This window comes from Actinokineospora inagensis DSM 44258 (assembly GCF_000482865.1).
In the GTDB taxonomy this organism is placed as follows: domain Bacteria; phylum Actinomycetota; class Actinomycetes; order Mycobacteriales; family Pseudonocardiaceae; genus Actinokineospora; species Actinokineospora inagensis.
Genome location: NZ_AXWW01000082.1, coordinates 1 through 22,337, shown reverse-complemented (window position 1 = coordinate 22,337; position 22,337 = coordinate 1). Strand labels below are relative to the sequence as shown.

General features: G+C 71.9%; 21 protein-coding genes and 1 pseudogene. 11 read left to right on the top strand and 11 right to left on the bottom strand.

Annotated features, from left to right (window positions below; translation table 11 throughout):
• Window positions 1–126, top strand: a pseudogene (locus tag H504_RS43315) (IS5/IS1182 family transposase); the annotation flags it as partial.
• Window positions 127–240: 114 nt separating this feature from the next.
• Here the strand turns inward: H504_RS43315 and H504_RS40480 are convergent.
• Window positions 241–669 (bottom strand): hypothetical protein, encoded by a 429-nt coding sequence (locus tag H504_RS40480; protein WP_084468153.1) that lies wholly within the window; start codon window positions 667–669, stop codon window positions 241–243.
• A gap of 103 nt (window positions 670–772) precedes the next feature.
• Complete coding sequence (locus H504_RS0124690; RefSeq protein WP_026424969.1) at window positions 773–1,882, bottom strand: mannose-1-phosphate guanylyltransferase; 1,110 nt, start codon at window positions 1,880–1,882, stop codon at window positions 773–775.
• A gap of 76 nt (window positions 1,883–1,958) precedes the next feature.
• On the opposite strand from H504_RS0124690, the gene H504_RS0124685 reads away from it, so the two are divergent.
• Window positions 1,959–2,840 carry a DNA-3-methyladenine glycosylase family protein gene (locus H504_RS0124685; RefSeq protein ID WP_035305919.1) on the top strand — a complete coding sequence of 294 codons (882 nt, stop codon included), beginning with the start codon at window positions 1,959–1,961 and terminating at the stop codon, window positions 2,838–2,840.
• Here the strand turns inward: H504_RS0124685 and H504_RS36800 are convergent.
• Entirely contained in the window at window positions 2,825–3,847 is a 1,023-nt protein-coding gene (locus H504_RS36800) for an NsdA family TPR-like regulatory protein (RefSeq protein ID WP_051386227.1), read from the bottom strand. The genes H504_RS0124685 and H504_RS36800 overlap by 16 nt on opposite strands.
• Window positions 3,848–4,131: 284 nt before the next feature.
• On the opposite strand from H504_RS36800, the gene H504_RS0124675 reads away from it, so the two are divergent.
• Window positions 4,132–4,335 (top strand): hypothetical protein, encoded by a 204-nt coding sequence (locus H504_RS0124675; RefSeq protein WP_026424967.1) that lies wholly within the window; start codon window positions 4,132–4,134, stop codon window positions 4,333–4,335.
• A 46-nt stretch (window positions 4,336–4,381) separates the two neighbouring features.
• On the opposite strand, the gene H504_RS0124670 is transcribed toward H504_RS0124675, so the two are convergent.
• The 5 genes from H504_RS0124670 to H504_RS0124650 all read right to left on the bottom strand — a co-directional run bounded on the left by H504_RS0124670 (window position 4,382) and on the right by H504_RS0124650 (window position 8,578).
• Entirely contained in the window at window positions 4,382–4,858 is a 477-nt protein-coding gene (locus tag H504_RS0124670; RefSeq protein ID WP_026424966.1) for a hypothetical protein, read from the bottom strand.
• Between the two features lie 37 nt (window positions 4,859–4,895).
• Entirely contained in the window at window positions 4,896–5,423 is a 528-nt protein-coding gene (locus tag H504_RS0124665; protein WP_026424965.1) for an NUDIX hydrolase, read from the bottom strand.
• Window positions 5,420–6,751, bottom strand: a complete 1,332-nt coding sequence (locus tag H504_RS0124660; RefSeq protein WP_026424964.1) for a coenzyme F420-0:L-glutamate ligase — start codon at window positions 6,749–6,751, stop codon at window positions 5,420–5,422. Before H504_RS0124660 ends, H504_RS0124665 begins: the two co-directional genes overlap by 4 nt.
• Window positions 6,744–7,742: a 2-phospho-L-lactate transferase gene (cofD, locus tag H504_RS0124655; protein ID WP_026424963.1), complete on the bottom strand. Its 999-nt coding sequence runs from the start codon at window positions 7,740–7,742 to the stop codon at window positions 6,744–6,746. The genes H504_RS0124660 and cofD overlap by 8 nt, the downstream gene beginning before the upstream one ends.
• 86 nt (window positions 7,743–7,828) lie before the next feature.
• Window positions 7,829–8,578 (bottom strand): site-2 protease family protein, encoded by a 750-nt coding sequence (locus tag H504_RS0124650; protein ID WP_026424962.1) that lies wholly within the window; start codon window positions 8,576–8,578, stop codon window positions 7,829–7,831.
• 232 nt (window positions 8,579–8,810) lie between these two features.
• Here H504_RS0124650 and H504_RS0124645 point away from each other — a divergent pair, with 232 nt between their 5' ends.
• A complete protein-coding gene (locus H504_RS0124645; RefSeq protein WP_026424961.1) occupies window positions 8,811–9,125 on the top strand; it encodes a WhiB family transcriptional regulator in 315 nt (104 codons plus the stop codon).
• Between the two features lie 277 nt (window positions 9,126–9,402).
• On the top strand, window positions 9,403–12,786 hold the full coding sequence (locus H504_RS0124640; RefSeq protein ID WP_026424960.1) for a glycosyltransferase family 2 protein: 3,384 nt from the start codon (window positions 9,403–9,405) through the stop codon (window positions 12,784–12,786).
• On the opposite strand, the gene H504_RS0124635 is transcribed toward H504_RS0124640, so the two are convergent.
• Window positions 12,744–13,223 carry a metallopeptidase family protein gene (locus H504_RS0124635; RefSeq protein WP_026424959.1) on the bottom strand — a complete coding sequence of 160 codons (480 nt, stop codon included), beginning with the start codon at window positions 13,221–13,223 and terminating at the stop codon, window positions 12,744–12,746. The genes H504_RS0124640 and H504_RS0124635 overlap by 43 nt on opposite strands.
• A 107-nt stretch (window positions 13,224–13,330) precedes the next feature.
• Between H504_RS0124635 and H504_RS0124630 the strand changes: the two genes are divergently transcribed.
• The 6 genes from H504_RS0124630 to H504_RS0124605 all read left to right on the top strand — a co-directional run bounded on the left by H504_RS0124630 (window position 13,331) and on the right by H504_RS0124605 (window position 18,865).
• A complete protein-coding gene (locus tag H504_RS0124630; RefSeq protein WP_211239398.1) occupies window positions 13,331–13,690 on the top strand; it encodes a DUF3499 domain-containing protein in 360 nt (119 codons plus the stop codon).
• Between the two features lie 136 nt (window positions 13,691–13,826).
• A complete protein-coding gene (locus H504_RS0124625) occupies window positions 13,827–15,179 on the top strand; it encodes a phosphomannomutase/phosphoglucomutase (protein WP_026424957.1) in 1,353 nt (450 codons plus the stop codon).
• Window positions 15,180–15,228: 49 nt separating this feature from the next.
• Window positions 15,229–15,432 (top strand): Trm112 family protein, encoded by a 204-nt coding sequence (locus H504_RS0124620; RefSeq protein WP_026424956.1) that lies wholly within the window; start codon window positions 15,229–15,231, stop codon window positions 15,430–15,432.
• A 5-nt stretch (window positions 15,433–15,437) separates the two neighbouring features.
• Window positions 15,438–16,523, top strand: a complete 1,086-nt coding sequence (locus H504_RS0124615) for an SIS domain-containing protein (RefSeq protein WP_026424955.1) — start codon at window positions 15,438–15,440, stop codon at window positions 16,521–16,523.
• A 146-nt stretch (window positions 16,524–16,669) separates the two neighbouring features.
• Window positions 16,670–17,899: a mannose-6-phosphate isomerase, class I gene (gene manA, locus H504_RS0124610; protein WP_026424954.1), complete on the top strand. Its 1,230-nt coding sequence runs from the start codon at window positions 16,670–16,672 to the stop codon at window positions 17,897–17,899.
• Window positions 17,900–17,941: 42 nt separating this feature from the next.
• Window positions 17,942–18,865, top strand: coding sequence for a cation diffusion facilitator family transporter (locus tag H504_RS0124605; RefSeq protein WP_026424953.1), 924 nt, complete (start codon window positions 17,942–17,944; stop codon window positions 18,863–18,865).
• Here H504_RS0124605 and H504_RS36795 read toward each other — a convergent pair.
• Entirely contained in the window at window positions 18,852–20,144 is a 1,293-nt protein-coding gene (locus tag H504_RS36795) for a glutamate mutase L (RefSeq protein WP_245614446.1), read from the bottom strand. The genes H504_RS0124605 and H504_RS36795 overlap by 14 nt on opposite strands.
• An 11-nt stretch (window positions 20,145–20,155) precedes the next feature.
• A complete protein-coding gene (locus tag H504_RS0124595) occupies window positions 20,156–21,682 on the bottom strand; it encodes an APC family permease (RefSeq protein ID WP_026424952.1) in 1,527 nt (508 codons plus the stop codon).
• Between the last annotated feature and the right edge of the window lie 655 nt (window positions 21,683–22,337).

Below are 22,337 nucleotides of genomic sequence, written 5' to 3'. Positions count from 1 at the left end.
ACCCTGGCCTGGCTGACCAACGGCTACCGCCGACTCGCCATCCGCTGGGAACGCCACGTCCGCAACTACCTCGCCTTCACCACCCTCGCCGCTGCTCTCACGTGTTTCAAGAAACTCCCCACATGAGACACGCTCTTAGGCGGGTTTCAAGGCGTGTGGTGCGAGTTGGGTGCGGTGCTTTATCGGTGTGGCGCCTTCGTCTTTTCTTCTCGTCTTTTCCTCTTTTGGTACTACCGCCTGCTAGTGGTCTCCGTCGAGGCGTTGGGAGAGGGAGGGGCGGGGGGGTTGGTGGTGGTTCTGGTGTTGCTGTGGGGGGGGGGGGGGGGGGATTGAGCCCTCGATGCGGTCGCGGTCGGGGGGGTGGGGTCTTCTGGGGGGGCGACCGGGGGCGGCGACGGACTGGGTGGCGGCTTCCTGGGCGATCGCGGGGGGTTCTGGGGTGGGGTAGGTGGGGTGGTGTTGGGGTGGTGCTGGGTCTTGGAAGGCGCCGGGGGGGAAGACGAGGGTGATTTCCGGGTCGGTCTCGTCGATGGCGGCTACCACGGCGCGGGGGATTTGGAGGGTGGCGGCGGCGTCCATGGGGGAGATGGCGCTCTCCGGGGTGACGACGTAGGCGCCGCGCGCGCGGGCGCGGGCCAGGATGGCGTCGGCCCGGTCACGAGGATCCATGGGGCGGCCTCTCCTGCGTCGCTGCGTGTTGATCGTCAGACTATCCCGCCGGGTGCGTGCCGTCATCGGACTGGGGCGGGGCGGCGCGGAATCCGAGGCGGATTCACAGGTAGTCGGCTTCGCCGTGGTCGCGGAGGATCTCGGTGAGGCGTTTGATGTCCTGGGCGCGGTCGCGGTCGCAGACGAGGACGGCGTCGGTGGTGTCGACGACGATGAGGTCGCGGACGCCGAGGGTGGCCACCAGGCGGCCGCCGTTGGGGACCACGATGACGTCCTCGCCGTCGACGACGACCGCGCGGCTGCCCGGGTAGCTCGACGAGAACGAGCGGCCGCCGCCGCCGACGTCGGTGCCCAACAACCGGACCACGGTCTCGAAGTCGCCGATGTCGCTCCAGCCGAAGTCGCCGGGCACGGTCGCGACCTTGCCCTCCTCGGCGGCGGGTTCCATCACGGCGTACTCGACGGCGACCTTCGGGACCGTCGGCCACAGCTCGGCGAGCACGTCCTCCTGGTCGTCGGTGTCCCATGCCGCCGCGATCTGGGCGATCGGCCCGGCGACGTCCGGCCTGCGCGCGGCCAACTCCGCGAGGAACAGGTCGGTGCGCCAGAGGAACATGCTGGCGTTCCACAGGTAGGCGCCGGACTCGACGTAGCGGGCCGCCACCTCCAGCGACGGCTTCTCCTTGAACTCGAGCACCGGCTGGATCACGCCGCGCTCGGCGGGGGAGCTGAGCCGCAGGTAGCCGTAACCGGTCTCCGGGCGGGTCGGGGTGATGCCGATCGTCATCAGGTAGCCCTCACGGGCACCGGCGACCGCCCGCTCTACCGTCCGCGCGAACTCCTCGGGGTCGGTGATCAGGTGGTCCGCCGCGAACGACGCCATCACCGCGCCCGGCGACCGCCATTCGATCACCGCGGCCGCCAACGCGATCGCCGCGCACGAGTCCCGCGCGAACGGCTCGACCAGGATGTTGCGGTCCGGCAGGTCCGGCAGTTGCCGCGCCACCCCGGCCGCGTGCGCCGTCCCGGTCACCACCAGCAGCCGCTCCGGCGGCGCCAACGGCGTCAACCGGTCGAACGTGGCCTGCAGCAGCGACCGGTCGGTGCCGGTCAGCGGGTGCAGGAACTTGGGGTTACCCGCGCGGGACAGCGGCCACAGGCGCGTCCCGCTGCCACCCGCGGGTACGACTACGAAGAGTTCTGACAGCGTCACTGGCGGGTGTCCTTGGTGCTGAGGGCCGGGGTGCGGAGGCGTCAACTGTAACCAACCGGGCGGTACGGTCGCCGTGATGACGTCCACCCGCACCTGGCGACCCGATTACCCCCTCGACGTCGCCCGCACCCTCCGGCCGCTGCGCCGCGGCACCGGCGACCCCGCCTTCCAGGCCGACGACCGGGGCGTCTGGCTCGCGGGCAACACCCCGGACGGCCCCGGCACCCTGCACCTGGCCGGTCACGACGCCCAGTCCTGGGGCCCCGGCGCCACCTGGCTCCTCGACCGCCTCCCGGCCCTGCTGGGCGCCGCCGACGACGACACCGGCTTCGTCCCGCACCACCCCCTGATCGCCGCCGCCCGCCGCACCCACCCGATCCGCCTCGGCGCCACCGGCCGCGTGTGGGACGTGCTGCTGGCCGCCATCCTGGAACAAAAGGTCACCGGCGCCGAAGCCCGCCGATCCTGGCGTGAGCTCTGCCGCCGGTTCGGACTGCCCGCCCCCGGCCCGGTCCGGTTGCACGTACCGCCGACGCCGACCGCCGTGCTCGGCATCCAGGACTGGGAGTGGCACGCCGCAGGCGTCGACTCGGCCCGCCGCCGCGCCATCATCGCCGCCGCCCAAGTCGCCCCCCGCCTCGAACAGGCGGCGGTCCTACGGGGAGTGGAGGGCCGGTTGCTGCTGCGGAAGGTCCCCGGGGTCGGCGTGTGGACAGCCGCCGAAGTCGCCCAACGCGCCTGGGGCGACCCGGACGCGGTAAGCGTGGGTGACTACCACATCCCGGCGTTGGTCGGTTACGCCTTGGCGGGCCGGAAGGTGGACGACCGGGGAATGCTGGAACTGCTCGCGCCCTACGCACCCCACCGACAACGGGTGATCCGCTACATCGAGGTCAGCGGCTTCACCAAACCCCGCTTCGGCCCACGACTGTCGGTGAAGGACTACCGGGGGATGTAGCTCTCCCGCGCCTGCCGGATCGGCCCAAGCACCCGCTCGCCCGCCTTGTCCCCGGCGAGCCCGCGCTCGACCTCGGTGGCGACCATGAGCAGCGAATCAATGGACTTCCGCTCGGCGGCAAGTGCCTGGTCGACCCAGTGAGCCGCGCCGTCCAAGTCGTGCGCGCGGATGTCGAGGACGGCCAGGGTGAGCTGGGCCTCGGTCACCCGCATCGGCGCTTTGCCCAGTTTCAACACCTCTCGCGCGTGGGCGTGTGCCTTGTGGTTCTGGCCGACCACGCGGTAGCAGTCCATCGCGTAGAAGTCCCATTTGGCCGGATCGACGACGAAGTGGTTGTCCGGGCGGGCCGGACGGTCGTGGCGGGCGAGGATGGTGTAGCCGTCGTCGAGCACACGGTCGACCGCCACGGTGTCGCCCAGCCGCGCCGCCGCCTTGGCGGCCTGGGCCTTGAGTTGGACCGCGACCGACGAACTGCCCGCCGCCTCGACCCCGGCCTGGGCGAACCGCCCGACCTCGGTGAGGTCGCCCCGGGTCAGCGCGAACCAGGCCAGCATCTCGAACGACCAGCCGATGATCTCGCCAACCCCGGTCTCCTGCCCGATCCGCAACGCCGCCTGGCGACTGCGGTCCGCCTGCCCGCGTTGGCCGATGTCGTATTCGACACAGCCGCTGAGCAGCAGTAGCCAGCCTGCCTGAATGAGCAGGTCCCGGTGCTGGGTGAGCGTGCAGGGACCGTTGAGGTGGGTCGACAGGTAGTCGAGTTGAGCACGGGCCTCGGCGAGTAAGTCGTGCGGCGACCGCCAGGCATAGTCACAACACAGTCCTTCCACGGCAAGGCTCACCTGCTCGATGGTCTCCGGGCCGAGCGCGGAGTGGTGCAGTCGTCGCATCAGTTCGCTTTTCTCCCACGGGTGCGCGGACATCGGCTGCTCGGTGTGGAGAAGCAAGTCGAGCGCGTACCGGTCGACGCCGATCGCCGAGGCCGGCGCGGGGACGAACCCCGGCATCGGGGTGCTCGCCCCGCTCTCCCACCGGCGCACGGTGACCGGATCGACCCGAGCGCGGCGGCCAAGGACTCCTGGGTGTGCCCGGCCCCGCGTCGCGCCCTCGCCAGGCCGATTCGCTTGGTCGCCACGCGGTGCTACCTCCGTCAGCCCACGCTAGCGCGCGGTGTTTGCGCTAGTCAGGGCCATTCGCGGGGTTGTTCGGAACTTGCTCGGTTCTTGCGCTGTCGCCCGGCGTCGCGCGGCGACAACCTGAGTCGGGTCGAGAAACCAAGGAGAGGAACTCAATGCGAACCGCCTTGAACGTGAACACCTGGGCCAAGGTCGCTTCGGACTGCGACATCGCCAACACGGTGCACGGCCACGACGACGTGGCTTTCCAGTTCGGTGATCACCTCGACGGCATCGAGTGCGTGTTCGCCGAGGCCAGCCTGCGCAGGTTGGTCGAGTTGGCGTCGGCCGCTCTCGAGGAGTTGTCCGCCACCGTCTGACCTGGACCGGGTTCGGTCCGGCCAGGACGCTGGGCGGACCGACCGGTCAGTCGAAGATGGCGCAGTTGTCCCAGTCGTCGTGGGGGAGGGCGAGGTGGCGGCGGGTGCGGTGGCGGGCGGTGAGGAGGCTGTTGGCGTAGCTGAGGGGGGCGTCGGCGGTGGCGAGTTCGGCGAGGTCCCAGGTGGGGAGGTTGGCGATGGCGAGGGAGTACCAGGAGAGGGCGCCCGCGTGGTCGGCTTGGGCGGTGCAGGTCTCGGCGACCAGTTCGCAGGGGGCGGACCAGGGGTCGGCGCGGAGTTGGGCGAGGTGGTGGGCGGCATCGGCGGGGCGGGCGAGTTCGGTGAGGATGTCGGCGATGGCGACGCGGGCGAAGGCGCGGTCCTCGCCGCCGAGCCGGAGGGCTTCGGTGAGGCAGTCGAGGGCCTCGGTGAGGTCGCCCGCGCGGCGGTGCCGGTGGGCGGCCTCCAGGAGAATGTCGCCGGGGTCGGTGTGCGGGATCGGCCAGGCGAGTTCTGGGGTCATGTCCTGCAAGCTAGCAACTTTCCCCGGTGGTCGGCTTTTAGCGCAGTACCGCCAGGATCGGGTCGATCTCCACCCCGCCGTCCGGTAAGGAATCCACTGGCCACCAGCGCAGGTCGAGGGATTCCGCACTTCGGACGGGTTGGGCGCCCTCGGGTGCGCGCACCGCGAACCGCACGTCGAAATGCCGGGTGGGCAAACCCAAAGAGCACGTGATCGGGTGAACGTCGACGTGCAGCGGAACCGGGTCGATGCGCAGGCCGGGGATGCCGGATTCCTCTGTGGCCTCGCGCAGCGCGGCGCCCGCGAGGGTCCGGTCGGACGGTTCGCAGTGGCCGCCGAGTTGCAGCCACCTGCCGACCCGGGGGTGCAAGGTGAGCAGGACTCGTTCGCCGTAGCTGTCGAAAACCAGCGCGGACGCGGTGATGTGCCCGGCCTCGCAGGACCGCAGGCACGAGTCGGGGCGGGCCAGCAGGAATCCGATGTAGGCCTGGCGCAGCGACTCCTGGGCGGGGTCGTTGGGGCGCCACGCGGTCATGGTGGCGACCGCGTCGGCGTGCGGGCTCACAGTTGCAGCATCTCCTCGTCCCGCGGCTCGCGCGGTGTCAGCTCCCGCACCGGACGCCCGACCGCGACGGCGCCGAGGGGTTCCCAGGTGTCCGGGAGGTCCAGGGCGGCGCGCACCGCGTCCGGGCAGAAGATCGTCGAGGATACCCAGCACGACCCGAGGCCCTCCGCGGCGAGGGCGACCAACAGCCCCTGCACGGCCGCGCCACCGGCGACGGTGAACATCGTCCGTTCCGCTTCCGACCGCCGCGTGTCCGGATAGGTGTGCGACCCTTCGCGCACCAGGAAAGGCAGCACGATTTCCGGTGCCTTAACGAGGAAATCACCGCGCGCGACCCGCCGGGCGATCTGTTCCTGACTCATCCCGTCCGCGCGCAAGTCCGCTTCCCACGCAGACCGCATCGCCGACAGCAACGCTTCGCGGCGGGAAACCACGTGCGCGAAACGAATCGGACGGGTGTGGTGCGGCGCTGGCGCTGTCAACGCCGCCGCCACCGCCCGCCGCAACGCGCCCACGTCAACGGGTTCGTCCGTGAACTCCCGCAGCGACCGCCGCAACAGCACGGCTTCCCGGCGCCCGCGGGTGATCGCCTCGGCCGTGCCCAATCCGAACAGGTCGTCCTCCGGTGCCCGGACGAGGTCTCGCGCCGTCGACTCGTTGTCCCCGATGGTCAATCCACGCACCACCGCGACGGGCACCCCGCCGAGCTTGCCCTTGACCAGGTCCGCCGCCGCGGCGACCTCGTCGGCCACCGCGACCGTCGTCACCGCGAGCTCGTTGCCCTGCGAGTCGACCGAACCGGCGTACGGGTGCAGCGCGCGCAGCCCGGAAACCCCGATCGCCGCGTCGGTCTGGCCGACCCGCCACGCCCGTCCCATGGTGTCGGTGACGACGACCGCCACCTCGACACCCAGCCGCTCGCGCAAGCCGTTGCGCAGGGCCAAGGCGGAGGCGTCCGGATCCGCGGGCAGCAGGGCGATCTCGTCCAGCGCGACGTTCGACGAGTCGACCCCGGACGCCGCCTGCACGACGCCGATCCGCTTGTTCACCGTGATCAGCGTCTGCCCCCGGGCGGCGATCACCCGGTCCGCTTCCCCCAGCACCGCCGCCCGCCGCGCCGCCGCGCGCGCCTCCGGGTCGGACGGCACCTTGTACAGCCGTCCCTCCACTTTGGACACGATCTTGCTGGTCACCACCACGACGTCGCCCGAGCGCAGCCACGGTGTCGCCGCCGCGATCGCGCCGGTCAGGTCGTCGCCCGGCCGGAACTCCGGCAACCCGCGGACCGGCAGGACCTCGACCGACCCGGCCGCCGCGTGCTCAGCCAAGGTCGACCCCGCCCAGCTCGAGCGCCGCCAGCACCATGGTCGCCGTGGCGTCCACATCGGACATCAACAGCGGCACCGCGCGAACCGCCACCCCCGGCACGTCCGCCGAGTCGCCGGTGCTGACCAGCCACCCGTCCAGCACACCGCTCTCCGAGCAGGCCCGCGAGCCGTAGTGCCGCCCGACCGCCTCGGCCGAGGTCGCCAGCCCGATCGCCTCCAGGCAGGCGTCGGCCATGCCGCGCACCGGTTTCCCACCGATGATCGGCGACACACCGACCACCGGCGCCTCGGTCTTGCGCAACGCGGTGCGCACCCCGGGTACCGCCAGCACCGTGCCGACGCTCACCACCGGGTTCGACGGGGCGAGCAGCACCACGTCCGCCTCCGCGATGGCCTCGGCCACACCGGGCGCCGGGGCGGCCTCGTCCGCGCCGACCGGCACGATCGAACGGGCCCGCGGCTCCGCCCGGTAGCGGACCCACCACTCCTGGAAGTGCACGGCCTTGCGCTCACCCGTGCCGGGTTCGTCGATCACCACGTGCGTCTCGACCCGGTCGTCGGTCATCGGCAGCAACCGGACCCCCGGCCGCCACCGGTCGCACAGCGCCGCGGTGATGTCGGAGAGCTCGTAGCCCGCGCGCATCATCCTGGTCCGCACCAGGTGGGTGGCGATGTCCTTGTCGCCGAGGCCGAACCAGTCCGGTTCCGCCCCGTACGCGGCCAGTTCCGCCTTCACCGCCCACGACTCGCCCGCGTGGCCCCAACCGCGCTCGGTGTCGATGCCGCCGCCCAGGGTGTACATGCAGGTGTCCAGGTCCGGGCAGATCCGCAGGCCGTGCATCCAGATGTCGTCACCGGTGTTCACCACCGCGGTGACCGAGTGCTCGCTCGCCGACTCGGGTTCGCCGACCGGCGGCAACCCCAGGAACCTCTTCACGCCGAGCAGGAACCGGGCTCCCCCGACCCCGCCGACGACAACCACTACCTTCACGGTCGGCGATCCTCGCACGTCGTTCGGTGACCGGACAGCCGCTCACCGAGGTGGATTCGACAGTTTGGTTCGTTGTCGGGGGACGTTCAGCGCCAGAAGAAGAACAGCGACTGCCCGACGGCGGCGTAGAACTCGTCCCCGCCGACGGCCCCGTAGAGCGCCTGGACGACGTCCCAGAACGCCCTGCTGACCCCCGGCACCGCGATCAGCAGCGCGAACAGGATCAGCGGCGCCCACTGCCGCGCCTTGGCGCCGAAGACCCGTGCCTCGTACGACAGGTACGGCTCGATGGCGCCCCAGCCGTCCAGGCCGGGCACCGGCAGGATGTTGAGCACGAACGCGGCCAGTTCCAGCAGCGCCAGGAAGGACAGGCCCGCGGCGATCGGCGGGTACGGGTCGAACACGCCGACCCACACCGCGAGCACGATCGCGACGAGCAGGTTGGCCAGCGGTCCGGCCAGCGAGACGCTTGATTCCACCGCTCGGGAACGCAGTGCCCGGTGGTTGATCCACACCGCCCCGCCGGGCAGCGGCAGGCCGCCGATGGCCAGGAACAGCAGCGGCAGCAGCAGGCTGAGCACCGGGTCGGTGTAGCGGCGCGGGTCCAGCGTCAGGTAGCCCTTGAAGTAGACCTCCCGGTCGCCACCGCGGTAGGCGAAGATCGCGTGCCCGAACTCGTGCAGGCACAGCGACACCGCCCAGCCACCCATGACGAGGATGAAAATCCCAGCCTGCAGGGCTGTCTGGTTCTTCACGTAGGTCAGCAGGGCGCCACCGACGGTGAGCACGAGTAGCCCGATGAACACCGGCGACGGGCGGACCATTGATCGCTGCACCCCCCCAGTGTGGCAATGCCCGCGGGTCGGGTGCCGACCGGTCCGGGAAAACTCCGCCGTTTCGGCAGGTACACGATCGGGTACAGGGCGCACATATCCCATCACCCGCTCGGGGGCCGCGCTTGACCCGCCGCGGCGACACGGGTGTAATCACATCGATGTCATTCGCCACGGGGACGGCCTATGGCATCCGCCAGCCGAGGAGTGCGGAAGGCGAGGAGGCGGGCGAGGCATGCAGGGATTGGGTGACGGGGGCCGCGTCGTGGAGTGGGGCGAGCGGTCGACAGAGGACCTCGGGGTGTTCGCGGGGATCTTCGACGAGACCGAGGAGCAGGAGTGGCAGGAGCGCGCGTTGTGCGCGCAGACCGACCCGGAGGCGTTCTTCCCGGAGAAGGGCGGTTCCACCAGGGAGGCCAAGCGGATCTGCCTCGGTTGTGAGGTCCGCGCGGAGTGCTTGGAGTACGCCTTGGCGCACGACGAGCGCTTCGGCATCTGGGGTGGTCTGTCCGAACGCGAACGCCGCAAGCTGAAGAAGCGCGTCGTGTGACGCGGCCGGGACCCGACTGGGGAGTCCGGGTTCCGGCGACCGACCGTGCGGACAGTGCGATGACTGGTTTCGCGCTGCCCGGACGCCGTGTCAGCCGGGCCGGGTGCGGATTCGTGAGCCGACCAGGCTGAGCTGACCGGGTTGGGTTGACCGGGTCTTCACACGGTCCTGCGGATTCCCGTCGTACGGTGGGCGGCCAAGTGGCCCGCCGATCGAGGGGAGGTGTGCCGGACCCGTGCCGCCCCGGTTCCGTTCGGCACCCGCGCGGGGTGTTCCCGTGCTGCGCACCGCACCGGTGCTCGCCGTGCTGGTCTGCCACGACGGCGCGGAGTGGTTGCGCCCGGCGCTGTCCGCGCTGCGGCACTCCAGTCCGCGACCGCGGCACGTGCTCGCGGTGGACACCGGTTCCACCGACGACACGGCCGCGCTGCTGGCCGCCGCCGCGCAGGGGCCCGACCACGTGGTGGACGGGGTCATCACCCTCGACCGCGCCGCGGGCTTCACCGACGCCGTGCACGCCGCCGTCGAGCACGCCGAGCACCGGTGGGGCGACCCGGGCGGCTGGATCTGGCTGCTGCACGACGATTCCGCGCCCGAGCCGGACTGCCTGGCGACCCTGCTCCTGGCGGCCGAGGTCTCGCCGTCGGCCGGGGTGCTGGGGCCGTTGGCGGTCGACTGGGCCGACCCGAGGCTGGTGGTCGAGGCCGGACTGTCCACCGACGCCTCCGGGCACCGGCAGACCGGGGTCGGTCCGTCCGAACTGGACTGGGCGCGGTTCGCCCCGGCCGGGGCAGGCCGTGGCTCCGCGCAGAGCGGCCTTGAGCAGCGTGCCTTGGAACACAGCGCCTTTGACCACAGCGCCTTCGAGCAGAGCACCGAGGTGTTGGCCGTGTCGTCGGCCGGGCTGCTGGTGCGCCGGTCGCTGTGGGACGAGCTCGGCGGGTTCGACCGGCGGGTCGGGCTGCTCGGCGAGGACATCGACTTCGGCTGGCGGGTCAACCAGGCCGGGCGGGTGGTCCTCTGTGTCCCGTCGGCGCGGATTCGGCACGCCCGTGCGGTCAGCACGCGGCAGCGCCGGGTGGACACCCTGGTGCCCCGGCTCGGGCAGGCGCCGCGCGCGATCGCCCGTGGCCACGGGCTGCGCACGTTCCTGGTGAACTGCTCGACGCTGTCGTTCCTGGTCGGTGTGCCCAGGCTCACGCTGCTGTGCCTCGCCCGCGCGTTGGGTTTCACTGTGCAACGCAGGCTGTCCGCCGCGCGCGCGGAACTGCGCGCACTCGGCTACCTGCTCGGCGGCGGCGCGGGGTTGCGGGCCGCGCGGTCGGCACGGGCGCCGCATCGCACCCAGCCAGGCAGCGTCCGCGGCCTGTTCACCAGCCGATTCACCCGGCTGCGCAACGCGGTCCGCGGCGCCGTGTCGACGATGGTCCGCCGCCGGGTGGCGGCCGACGCGGCGTTGGGCCGCCTGCCCGGCGACTACGACCCGGCAGCCGTGTGGCTCCCACCGGAGGCGGCCACGAAACCGCCGGTGAGCCCGGACGCCCTGCCCGCGGGCGCGACCGGTCGACCGCGCCACGCCGGTCTGCGCCGACCGGAGACGGCGATCGCGGTCCCGCTGGTGGTCGCGGACCGGCAGACCGGGCTGCGGCCGAGCCCAGGGCCCAGGCCGTCGCCGGTCCGGCGGGACGGTTCGACCCCGGAACCGGACACGCTGCTGGTGCGGGTCGACCGCGGCCGGGTGCTCCGGCAGATCGCTCTCGCGCCGCCGCTGCTGCTGTTCGTCGGATTGCTGGTGCTCGCTTTCCTCGTGAACGCAGGCCGGTTCGGGGTTGACCTCGCCGGTGGGCGGTTGCTGCCGGTCGGGTCGCTCGGTCAGGTCTGGTCGGAGTACCTCGCCACCTGGCACGGCGTCGCGGGCGGGACCGCCGCGCCCGCGCCGACCGCGCTGGCGGTGCTCGGCCTGACCGGAGCGGTGTTCGCACCCGTGGGCGGCCCGCAGACCGTCGTCGCGGTGCTGCTGCTCGGCGACCTGCCGCTGGCGGGCCTGAGCGCGTACCTGGCGACCGGGCGCACCCCGGTCCGGCGGTGGGTGCGGGCACTGCTCGCGCTGGGCTACGCGCTGCTGCCGCCCGCGGCCGCCGCCGTCGCGCAGGGCAGGCTCGACGCGGTCGTCGTGCACGTGCTGCTGCCGCTGGTCGCCTCGGGGATCACCACGCTGCTCGCACGCGGCCGGGTCCGCGAGGGCAGGTGGCTCTCGACGGTGGCGAGCACGGCGCTCGGCCTGGCGGTCATGGGCGCGTTCTCCCCGTTGGCGCACTTGACGTTGGTGGTCATGGCGCTCGGCGGGTTCGTGCTCGTGCCCGGCGGCGGGACCCGGCGCGGGGCGGCGCTGTTCCTGCTTGTGCTCATGCCGTTGGCGTTGCTGCTGCCGTGGCCCGCCGTGGTGATCCAACATCCCGGCGTGGTCCTGCACGGCGTCGGCACGGTGGTCGACTCGCCGAAGACGTCGCTGCTGGACCTGATCAGCCTCAACGCGGGCGGACCCGGGTCGTTGCCGTTCGCCGGTCTTGTCGTCGTGCTGGCCGTCGTGGTCGCGCTGGTGTTGCGGGCAGGCCGGAAAGTGTTGCCCGGCTTGGCTTTCGCGTCGCTGGGTGTTGTCGCCGTCGTGCTGGTCCGGATCTTCCCGGCGACCCCGTTGACCGGTGGTCCGGCGGTCCCCGCGTGGACCGGGGTGCCGCTGCTGGTCGTCGGGTGGGGCCTGGTGTGGGCACTGCTCGGGGCGGTCCGCACCGGCGCCCGCCCGGTCCGGCTGCCCGCCGTCCTCGCGGGCGTGGCGGCGCTCGGTGTGCTGGTTGTCGGCACGGTCTTACCCGGTCGCACCGGCCCGTTGACCGCGGACGGCGGCGAACACCTCGCCACCACCCTGATCGCGGATCTGGCCGCCACCAACCGATCCCTGCTCGTCCTGTCCGACCACCCACCGCGGCAGATCGCCACCCGCCCGGCCAACTTCGGCGACGACGACCTCGCCCCCACCCCGTCCGCCGGTCCCCGGCTGGCCGCCATCGACCGCGACCTCCGCTCCGACGACCGCGACCGGGTCCGCGCCGCCGTCCTGCGCGCCGCCGCAGGCGGCGTCCTGTTCGTCGAGGTGCCCGCCGCCGACGCCCGCCGCTTCGCCGACCACGCGGGCGCCCTCGTCACCCCCGGCCCGGCGACCTCGACCGGCGCCGCCGTCTTCCGGCTGCTGCCGACCTCCGGCTCCGCCTACCTGCTGTCCCCCGACGCCGCCCACCAGGCCCTCACCGGTGGTACCCCGGTCCTGGACAAGGCCGTCCCGGTCGACGCCGCCCCACCCCGGGTCGCCGTCAAGGTCTCCGACGGCGCCGACGGCAGGCTCCTGGTGGTCACCGCCGAGGAGGAACCCGGCTGGCAGGCCACCGTCGACGGCAAACCGGTCGCGGTCGTCCGCGCCTGGGGTTCCTCGGTCGCCGTCTCGGTGCCGACCCGCTCCGCCGAGGTCCGCGTCGACCAGCCGACCGGGCTGCGCGGCCTGCTCCTGCTCGTCCAGGCGGCCGCCGCCCTGTTCGCCCTGCTCACCGCCATCCCCGGCCGGGGTCAGGACTCGCCGTCGATGACCCCCGGGTCGAGGCCGAGGTAGCTGGCGACCTGTTCGACCAGCACGTCGTGCACCAGGTCGGCCAGGTCGGCGCTGTCCTTGGCGCGGGCTTCGAGCGGCCTGCGGTACAGGACGATGCGGGCGCGGGTCGGCTGGCCGCGGCGGTCGACACCAGCGCGGACCAGACGGGCCAACGGGACGCCGCTGTCGGCGAGGACACCGTCTTCGGCGTCAGCAGCGGCGTCGGCGGTGTCCTTGGCCACCTCGGGCACGTCGTCCACGGCCACGTCGAGCTTCGTGAGCTCGGTGCGCCAACGGGCCTCGATGGGCTCGAGGGCGTCGAGCACCAGCGCGTCGAACTTCTCCGCGCGGGTGCTGGCCACCGGCAGGGTGGACGGGTAGAGCGGGCCGCGCAAACCGCGGCCGTGTCGATCTCGGTTGCGCCGTCCGCGCCGCCTGGAACTGCGAGCCGTCACCACCCTGAGCAGGGTACGCGGGTCCCCGGCTGGGCCGGATGGGCGTGTCGGGGGCGTGTCGTGCGGCACTTGGGGCGCGTGGGCTCGCAAAGGCGCTATGGTCACCGATCGTGCGGAGCGTGCGGCGGTGTTCGCGGACCGGGTGTCTCGACCCGGCCGTAGCCACGCTGACCTACGCCTACGCCGAGTCCACCGCCGTCGTCGGCCCGCTGGCCACCTACTCCGAGCCGCACAGCTACGACCTGTGCGAGGAGCACGCGCTGCGGCTGACCGTGCCGCGCGGGTGGGAGGTCGTCCGGCACGACGGCGCGTTCGCGCTGCCCGAGCCCTCCGTCGACGACCTCACCGCGCTGGCCGAGGCGGTCCGCGAGGCCGGTCGGGTGGACCGCCCGGTCGAGCCGTCGGACCCGGGCCCCGGCGCGGGCAGGCGCGGCCACCTGCGGGTCCTGCCGGACCCGGTCGGCGAGTGAGCCCAGCGCTGGTCCGTTCGGCGCCCGCCGGGTGGATCGACGCTGGCCGGTGCCCGGTGGGTCGACGCCGGTAGGCTCCTGGCCAGCACTCGTGGGCGGCCGAGAGCCCGCCTGCCCGACCCCCTGGGAGAACCCCGTGCGCGACCTGTCCGGTGTCTTCAAGGCCTACGACATCCGTGGCGTGGTGGGCGAGCAGATCGATGCGGACCTGGTGCGCGCCGTCGGCGCGGCGTTCGCCCGGCTGGTCGGCGGCTCGGCCGTGGTGATCGGGCACGACATGCGGGACTCCTCGCCCGGCCTGGCCGACGCGTTCGGCGAGGGCGTCACCTCGACCGGGGTGAACGTGGTCAACATCGGCCTGGCCAGCACCGACATGCTCTACTACGCCTCCGGCGCGCTGGACCTGCCCGGCGCGATGTTCACCGCGAGCCACAACCCGGCCAAGTACAACGGGATCAAGCTCTGCCGCGCGGGCGCCGCCCCGGTCGGACAGGACTCCGGGCTCACCGAGATCCAGGCCGACGTCGAGGCGGGGGCCGCGCACGACGCCGCCGCCGAGCCGGGCACCGTCGAGCGCAAGAACCTGCTGGCCGACTACGCCGAGCACCTGCGCAAGCTGGTCGACCTGTCGTCGATCCGGCCGCTGAAGGTCGTGGTGGACGCGGGCAACGGCATGGGCGGGCACACCGTGCCGAGCGTGTTCGCGGGCCTGCCGGTCGAGGTCGTGCCGATGTACTTCGAGCTCGACGGCAGCTTCCCCAACCACGAGGCGAACCCGCTGGACCCGAAGAACATCGTGGACCTGCAGGCGAAGGTGCGCGAGGTGGGCGCGGACGCCGGGCTGGCCTTCGACGGCGACGCCGACCGCTGCTTCGTGGTCGACGAGCACGGCGACCCGGTGTCGCCCAGCGCCATCACCGCCCTGGTCGCGGTGCGCGAGCTGGCGAAGAACCCGGGCGGCGTGGTCATCCACAACCTGATCACCTCGGACGCGGTGCCGGAGATCGTCGCCGAGCACGGCGGCACCCCGGTGCGCACCAGGGTCGGGCACTCGTTCATCAAGCAGGAAATGGCCCGCACCGGCGCGATCTTCGGCGGCGAGCACTCGGCGCACTACTACTTCCGCGACTTCTGGCGCGCGGACACCGGCATGCTGGCCGCGCTGCACGTGCTGGCGGCGCTGGGCGGCCAGGGCGGCCCGCTGTCCGACCTGACCCGCGACTACAACCGCTACGCCGCCTCCGGTGAGATCAACTCCACGGTCACCGACCAGGCCGGTCGGCTGGCCGCGATCCGCGCCGAGTTCGGCTCCCGCGCCGGGGTGGAGCTCGACGAGCTGGACGGGTTGACCGTGCGGCTGCCCGAGGGCGGCTGGTTCAACCTGCGCGCCTCCAACACCGAGCCGCTGCTGCGGTTGAACGTGGAGGCGGCCGACCAGCCGCGGGTCGCCGCGATCCGCGACGAGGTCTTGGCGATCGTGCGCGCTTGAGCTGCCCGACCCGCCACCGCCTGCGAGACTGGACAACGAGGAGGACACGATGGCAGTGACACTGGACCAGGAGCTGTTGGACATCCTCGCCTGCCCGTCCGACGACCACGCCGCGCTGCGCGTCGGCACCCCGGCCGACCCCGATGCCGACGTGCTGACCTGCACCGAGTGCGGCCGCCAGTACCCGGTGACCGACGGGATCCCGGTGCTGCTGCTGGAAGAGGCCGTCCGCCCGGAACCGGACCCGAAGTGACCTCGCTGCCGGACGACAGCCTCCTCGACGACCAGGCGCGGCTGGGCGAGGCCGACACGGACGGGTTGCTTCGCGCCGCCGCGATGGCCGGGGCCCAGGTCCGGGCCACCACCGAGGCCGCGGCGGACTCGGGTCTGGACCGGCTGCGCGGGGTCCGCCCGCGGGCGATCGTGCTGATGACCCGGCCGGGGCTGGGTCCTGCGGTGTCCCGGCTGCTGGCCGAGCTGCTGCTGCCCGCGTGCCCGGTGCCGCTGGTGATCACCGACCAGGTGCCGCCGTGGGTGGGCGCGCTGGACGTGGTCATCGCGCACACCGACGACCCGGGTGACGTGCTGCTCGCCGAGGACGTCGACCGGGCGGGCCGCCGTGGTGCGGGGGTCGTGCTGACCGCGCCCCCGGAGGGCCCGGTGGCCGCGGCCGCCGCCCGGCACGCCGTGTTGATCACCCCCCGGCTCGGGGTGCGCCCCGGGTTCGGCTTCCCCAAGGCGTACACGTCCGGCCTGCTCGCGTTGAGCGCCCTTGACCTGCTCCGGTTCGACTCGGACCTGCTCGCCGACGAGCTGGACCGGGAGGCCGAGCGCTGCCACCCGGTGCACGAGTCGTTCGTCAACCCGGCCAAGACGTTGGCGCTGCGGCTGGCCGAGCACGCCCCGCTGCTGTGGGGCCTCGACCACGTCGCCACCGCCGTCGGCAGGCACGCCGTCCAGGTGCTCGGCACGCACACCGACCTGGTCTGCGACGTGGTCGGCTACCCGCAGGCCAGCAGCCGCACCGCGCTGCACCGGGCCGCGGTCCGCGCCTCGTCCGAGCGGGACATCTTCGCCGACCCGGACGACTTCGCCGGGCCGACCGCCGCCCCGCCGCGGGTGGTGCTGCTGGCCGTGCGCGCCCAGCCGCACGACCCGGTGCGCAGGCAGGCGTACGAGACGCTGCCCAACGCCGACCTGATAGCCCCCGCCGAGGAGATCACCGCGGACGAGCCGACCCGCGCCGCCGTGCTGGCGCTGCGGTTCGAGCTGGCGGCCCTCTACCTCGGCCTCGCCGCGGGCACCACCGGCGGCTCCGGCCGCTACGCTCCCGCGACCGCGTAGACCAAACGGCAGCGAGCACTCGAACGATGGCACCAGTCAGCGGCACCTGGATGGACACTGGCCCGACGACCGATGCGGGCCAGTCGGCCGGTGCGACGAACCCGACGGCGCGAGGGATCGCCGGCGGGCCGTATGAAGGAGTGAGCGTGGAGCTGTTGCGCAATGCGGTGCGCCCCTATGCGTGGGGGTCGCGCACGACCATTGCGGAGATGCTCGGGCGACCGGTCCCCGCGCCGCACCCGGAGGCGGAGCTGTGGATGGGCGCGCACCCCGGGGACCCGTCCCGGTTCGTCGACGGCGACGGGACCGAGCACTCGCTGCTGGACCGGATCAGCGCCGACCCGGTCGGTCAGCTCGGCGACGCGATCGCGTCCCGCTGGGGCAACCGGCTGCCGTTCCTGCTGAAGATCCTGGCGGCGGAGGAGCCGCTGAGCATGCAGGCCCACCCGTCCGCCGCGCAGGCCGCCGACGGGTATGCCGCCGAGGAGGCCGCGGGCATCCCGCGGGACGCCGCCAACCGCAACTACCCGGACCCCACCGCGAAACCCGAGCTGCTTTGCGCGCTCACCGAGTTCCACGCGCTCGCCGGGTTCCGCGACCCGGTGCGCACCATCGCGTTGTTGGAGGAGCTGCGCACCCCCGGCTTGTCCGCGCACATCGACCTGCTGGTCGGGCAACCGAGCTCGGATGGCTTGCGCGCGTTGTTCACCACCTGGATCACGCTGCCGCAGACCGCGCTGGAACGGCTCATGCCGGACCTGATCGACGCCTGCGTCGCGCACGTCAAGGCGCACGGCGAGTTCGCCCTGGAGTGCCGCACCGTGCTTGAGCTGGGCGAGAGCTACCCGGGTGACGCAGGCGTGCTGGCCGCGCTGCTGCTCAACCGGCTGGTCCTTGCCCCCGGCGAGGCGATCTACCTGCCCGCGGGCAACCTGCACGCGTACCTGCGCGGCACCGGCGTGGAGATCCTGGCCAACTCCGACAACATCCTGCGCGGCGGGTTCACCCCCAAGCACGTCGACGTGCCGGAGCTGCTGCGGGTGCTGGACTTCGGCTGCGGCGACATGCCGGTGTCGACCGGGGAGCGGGTCGGGCGGCTGCGCACGTACCGCACCGACGCGCCGGAGTTCGAACTGTCCAGGGTGGAGTGGGCGCCGGACGAGCGCGACCGGGTGCCGCTGCCGGGGAGTCGGCCGCTGATCCTGGTGTGCACGGACGGGAGCGTCGAGGTCGGCGGCCGCGCGGTCGGCCGGGGCGGGTCGGTGTGGGTGCCCGCCCGCGACCGCGACCTCGCCGTCACCCCGACCGGCGAAGGTCACACCCGGGTGTTCGTGGCTACCGTGGGCGCCGAGGCGCCGGAGCATGACACGCTCTAGGCTCCCACCCGATATGTCCGGCTAGCAGCAGGGGAGCGACCCGTGTCCGCAGGAGGCAGCACCAAGGCCATCCTCGCCGCCTTGTCCGCGAACGCGGGGATCGCGGTGGCCAAGTTCGTCGGCTTCCTGGTCACCGGGTCGTCGTCGATGCTGGCCGAGTCGGTGCACTCGCTCGCCGACACGTCCAACCAGGGCCTGTTGCTGCTCGGCCAGAAGACCTCGCAGCGGCGGGCCACCCCCGAGCACCCGTTCGGCTACGGCCGCGACCGCTACTTCTACTCGTTCGTGGTGGCGCTGCTGCTGTTCACCCTCGGCTCGGTGTTCGCGATCTACGAGGGCATCCACAAGGTCGGCCACCCGGAGCCGCTGTCCGCGCCGTGGGTGGCGATCGTGATCCTGGTGGTGGCGGTCGCCCTGGAGGGGTACTCGTTCTTCACCGCGATCGCCGAGTCCCGCAAGATCAAGGGTGAGGTGAGCTGGTGGGAGTTCATCCGCCAGTCCCGCTCGCCGGAGCTGCCGGTCGTGCTGCTGGAGGACACCGGTGCCCTGCTCGGTCTGGTGCTCGCCCTGCTCGGTGTCGGGCTGACGCTGGTCACCGGCAACCCGGTGTGGGACGGCGTCGGCACCCTGTGCATCGGCGTGCTGCTCGGCGTCATCGCGGTCATCCTGATCGTGGAGATGAAGTCGCTGCTCATCGGTGAGGGCGCCACCCCGGACGAGCTGACCAAGATCGTCGACGAGCTGGCCACCGGCAAGGTCGAGCGGGTCATCCACCTGCGCACCCAGTACCTCGGGCCGGACGAGCTGCTGGTCGCCGCGAAGATCGCGCTGCGGCCGGGGCTGCCGATGGAGGACGTCGCGCAGGCCATCGACGACGCCGAGGCCCGGGTCCGCGCCGCGGTCCCGAAGGCCCGGTTGATCTACCTGGAGCCCGACCTCTACCGGCACTCGGTCAACGCGGGCTGAGGCGGCGCAGCAGGCGGGTGGCGTCGTGGCCCGCCCCGGTGAGCAGGCCCGCCGGGGCGAGGACGTAGTCGCGGTCGACGGTGATCCGGGCGGCGCGCAGCACGGGGCGTAGGACGGGGTCGTCGCGCAGGGTCTGTTCGATCGTGTGCAGGGCCTGCCCGGTGGCGTGGCGGAAGACGCCGCCGGAGAGCACGAGCAGACCGGCGCCCCGGGGACCGAGGCGGTTGTCGACCAGCCTGAGGTGCCGTCGCACGGCCAGGATCGCGGCGATGGCGGCCAGTCTGGTGTCTACTTCGGACTCTTCTGGGGTGCTGGGGATGAAGTCGACATCGCGGGCGCGGCGGTCGGCCCCGGCGGCGAGGTTGTCGTGCGGGAGCTGTTCCGCCTTGGCCTCGGCCACGATTCCCGGTGCGGACCAACGCATCCCGATGTCACCCTCCACCGTCCTGCGGTCCGCCGGGAGGGCGACGGTGCTGGTCTGATCGTCTACTGTGGACACTGCGGAGTAGACGTCCGTTGTGGCGCCGCCGACGTCGACGACCAGCACGGCGCCCGGGTCGTCGTCGGCGGCCAGCAGGTGCGCCAGCCGGGAGACCCCGGCGAGGACGGCGTCCGGGGTGACGGTGCGGACCATCGAGCGGAACCTGGTGCCCCGGGAGAGGCCCTTGCCGCCGATGACGTGGCGGAGGAAGACGTCGCGGATGGCCGCCCTGGCCGGTCCGGGGCTGAGCTCGCCGACATCGGGCAGCACGTTGTCGGTGGCCACGACGGTGCGGCCGTCCAGCAGGGCCATCGCCCGGTCGCGGGCGTCGGCGTTGCCCGCGAGCACGATCGGCACGGTGATCCGGTTCTCGGCGAGCCTGCGGGCGTTGTGCAGCAGGACGCTGTCGTCGCCGCCGTCGGTGCCGCCGACCAGCAGGACCACGTCCGGCCGGTCCGCGCGCAGCGGCGTGAGGCTGCCCAGCGGCCCGGCGGACACGTGCACGACCTTCGCGCCCGCCGACAGCGCCACCCGGTAGCCCGCCTCGGCGCTGACCAGGCGTTCCTGGCCGACGACGGCGAGCCGCAGCCCCCCGCCCGCCGACGAGCAGGCGAGGACCTCGGCACCGGTCGCGGCCAGCGCCGAGGTCACCCCGGCTATCCCGTCCAGGACCTCCGGCGTCGTCGTCGCGTGCTGGGCGGTGCCAAGCAGGTCGCCGTCCGGGCTGACCAGGGCACCTTTCGTCCACGTCGAGCCGATGTCAAGGCAGAGGACGGGCACAGAGGGCACAGAGGGCACAGCCGGTCATCTTAGGACTCGGCGTCCGCTTTCTGGCGCTTGCCGACCAGGGAGTGCCCCCGGCTGTAGGCGAAGTACACGATGATGCCGATGACCATCCAGGCGATGAACCGCAGCCAGGTCAGCACGGCCAGGTTCAGCATCAGCCACACGCAGGCGATGATCGCCAGGATCGGCACCAGCGGCACGGCGGGCACCCGGAAGGCGCGTTTCAGGTCCGGCCGGGTCTTGCGCAGCACCATGACCCCGGCGGAGACCAGGATGAACGCGAACAGGGTGCCCACGTTCACCATCTCCTCCAGCTTGTCCGCCTCGAAGAACGTCGCCACGATCGCCACCAGCACCGCCACGGTGACGGTCGCCCGCACCGGCGTCTGCTTCTGGCCGGTGTGCGCGAGCTGCTTGGGCAGCAGGTTGTCCCGCGACATCGCGTAGATGATGCGGATCTGCCCCAGCATCAACACCATGACGACCGTGGTGAGACCCGCCAGCGCGCCCACCGAGATGATCTGCGCCGCCCAGTCGACCCCGTTCACCGCGAACGCCGTCGCCAGCGTCTTCTTGTCCTCACTGCCATCCGGCTTGATGGTCGTCGCGAGCTGGTGGTACGACACCATTCCCACCAGGACGAGGGACACCGCCACGTACAGCACGGTCACGATCGACAACGACCCGAAGATCCCGCGCGGCACCGACTTCTGCGGGTTCTTGGTCTCCTCGGCCGTGGTCGCCACGATGTCGAACCCGATGAACGCGAAGAACACCAGCGACGCCCCCGCCAACAACCCGAACGCTCCGAAACTCGTCCCCGACCCACCCGCGATCACCGAGAACAACGTGGCGTCGACCCCGCTTTTCCCCGCCGCCGCGGGCTGCGAAGCAGGCACGAACGGCGTGTAGTTCGACGCCTTGATGTAGAACAACCCGAGAACGATGACGAACAACACGATCGCCACCTTGACCCCGGTGATCACCGCACTGACCCTCGACGACAGTTTCGTGCCAATGGCCAACAACGTCGCCAACACCACGACCAGCAGCAAGGCCCCCCAGTCCATGCTGAGCCCACCGAGCTTGACCACGGTCGCCGTACTCCGCGACGGATTGAACCCGAACACATAGCCCAACACGGTGTTGAGGTAAACCGACCACCCCTTCGCCACCGCCGCCGCCCCCACGGCCAACTCCAGGATCAGATCCCACCCGATGATCCAAGCGACGAACTCCCCGAACGTCGCATAGGAAAACGTATACGCACTCCCGGCAACGGGCACGGTCGACGCAAACTCCGCATAACACAACGCCGCCAACGCACACGCCACCGCCGCAAATACGAAAGCAACGGAAACCGACGGCCCCGCCATATCCCCAGCCGTCCGCGCCGTCAACGTGAAAATCCCGGCCCCGATGACAACGGCGACCCCAAAAACAATCAAATCCCAGGTAGACAGATCCCGCCGAAGCTTCGTATCCGGCTCATCCGTATCCGCAATAGACTGCTCAACCGACTTGGTCCGCCACAACCCGCGACCACCCACCCAACATCCCCTCCCAACCGCCGAACCAGTCACGCGAGAGTAACCCTCCCCACCCACCCCCGCCGGACGACTAGCCCAAATGCCGCACCCGCAACAACCCCACCACCACCTACTCACGCCTCTCCCATGCGAGCCGCACCCACCCACTCACTCCCCCTTTACAACTCGCACCGCGCACCCAAAAGCCAACGCCTCACCGACGAAGCGCCACCCCACGCCGCGCCCTTCGAAATCCCCCATCGACGAAGCGCCACTCTCGCACCGCACACCCAACAACCAACGCCCATATCGACGAAGCCCCACACCCGCACCGCCCCCCCAAAAAAAATAGAACTCCACCCCGCATCGACGAAGCCCACGAACCTGCGCCGCGCGCCTCGGGACCCGCCGACACCAACCGCCCGTTGTGGTGGAGTTGTTTTGTTTGGGGGGAGCGGTGGCCTAAGCCGGCTGGCGGGTAAGGCCCCGTCTTTCCAGTGGCCCCGCCTTTTTGCCTTACCCAGGCTGCCGCTAGGGGCCCCAAACAAAACAACTTCACCACAACGGGCACTTCAGCTTTAATCTGGCGCCCGGGGCCGGCGTCGCCGAAGGCGACAAGGCCGAAACCCGAGCGCAGCGAGGCCCAGTGACGGCTCACACCATGATCAACCCGGAC

Bases quoted from the DNA above. Each gene is read 5' to 3' on its own strand.
- H504_RS36800 (WP_051386227.1), bottom strand. From the start codon at position 3,847: ATGCCGGGGTTCGTCCCCGCGCCGGCCTCGGCGATCGGCGTCGACCGG.
- H504_RS0124645 (WP_026424961.1), top strand. From the start codon at position 8,811: ATGCAGGGATTGGGTGACGGGGGCCGCGTCGTGGAGTGGGGCGAGCGG.
- H504_RS0124670 (WP_026424966.1), bottom strand. From the start codon at position 4,858: ATGACCCCAGAACTCGCCTGGCCGATCCCGCACACCGACCCCGGCGAC.
- H504_RS0124675 (WP_026424967.1), top strand. From the start codon at position 4,132: ATGCGAACCGCCTTGAACGTGAACACCTGGGCCAAGGTCGCTTCGGAC.
- H504_RS0124685 (WP_035305919.1), top strand. From the start codon at position 1,959: ATGACGTCCACCCGCACCTGGCGACCCGATTACCCCCTCGACGTCGCC.
- H504_RS0124620 (WP_026424956.1), top strand. From the start codon at position 15,229: ATGGCAGTGACACTGGACCAGGAGCTGTTGGACATCCTCGCCTGCCCG.
- H504_RS40480 (WP_084468153.1), bottom strand. From the start codon at position 669: ATGGATCCTCGTGACCGGGCCGACGCCATCCTGGCCCGCGCCCGCGCG.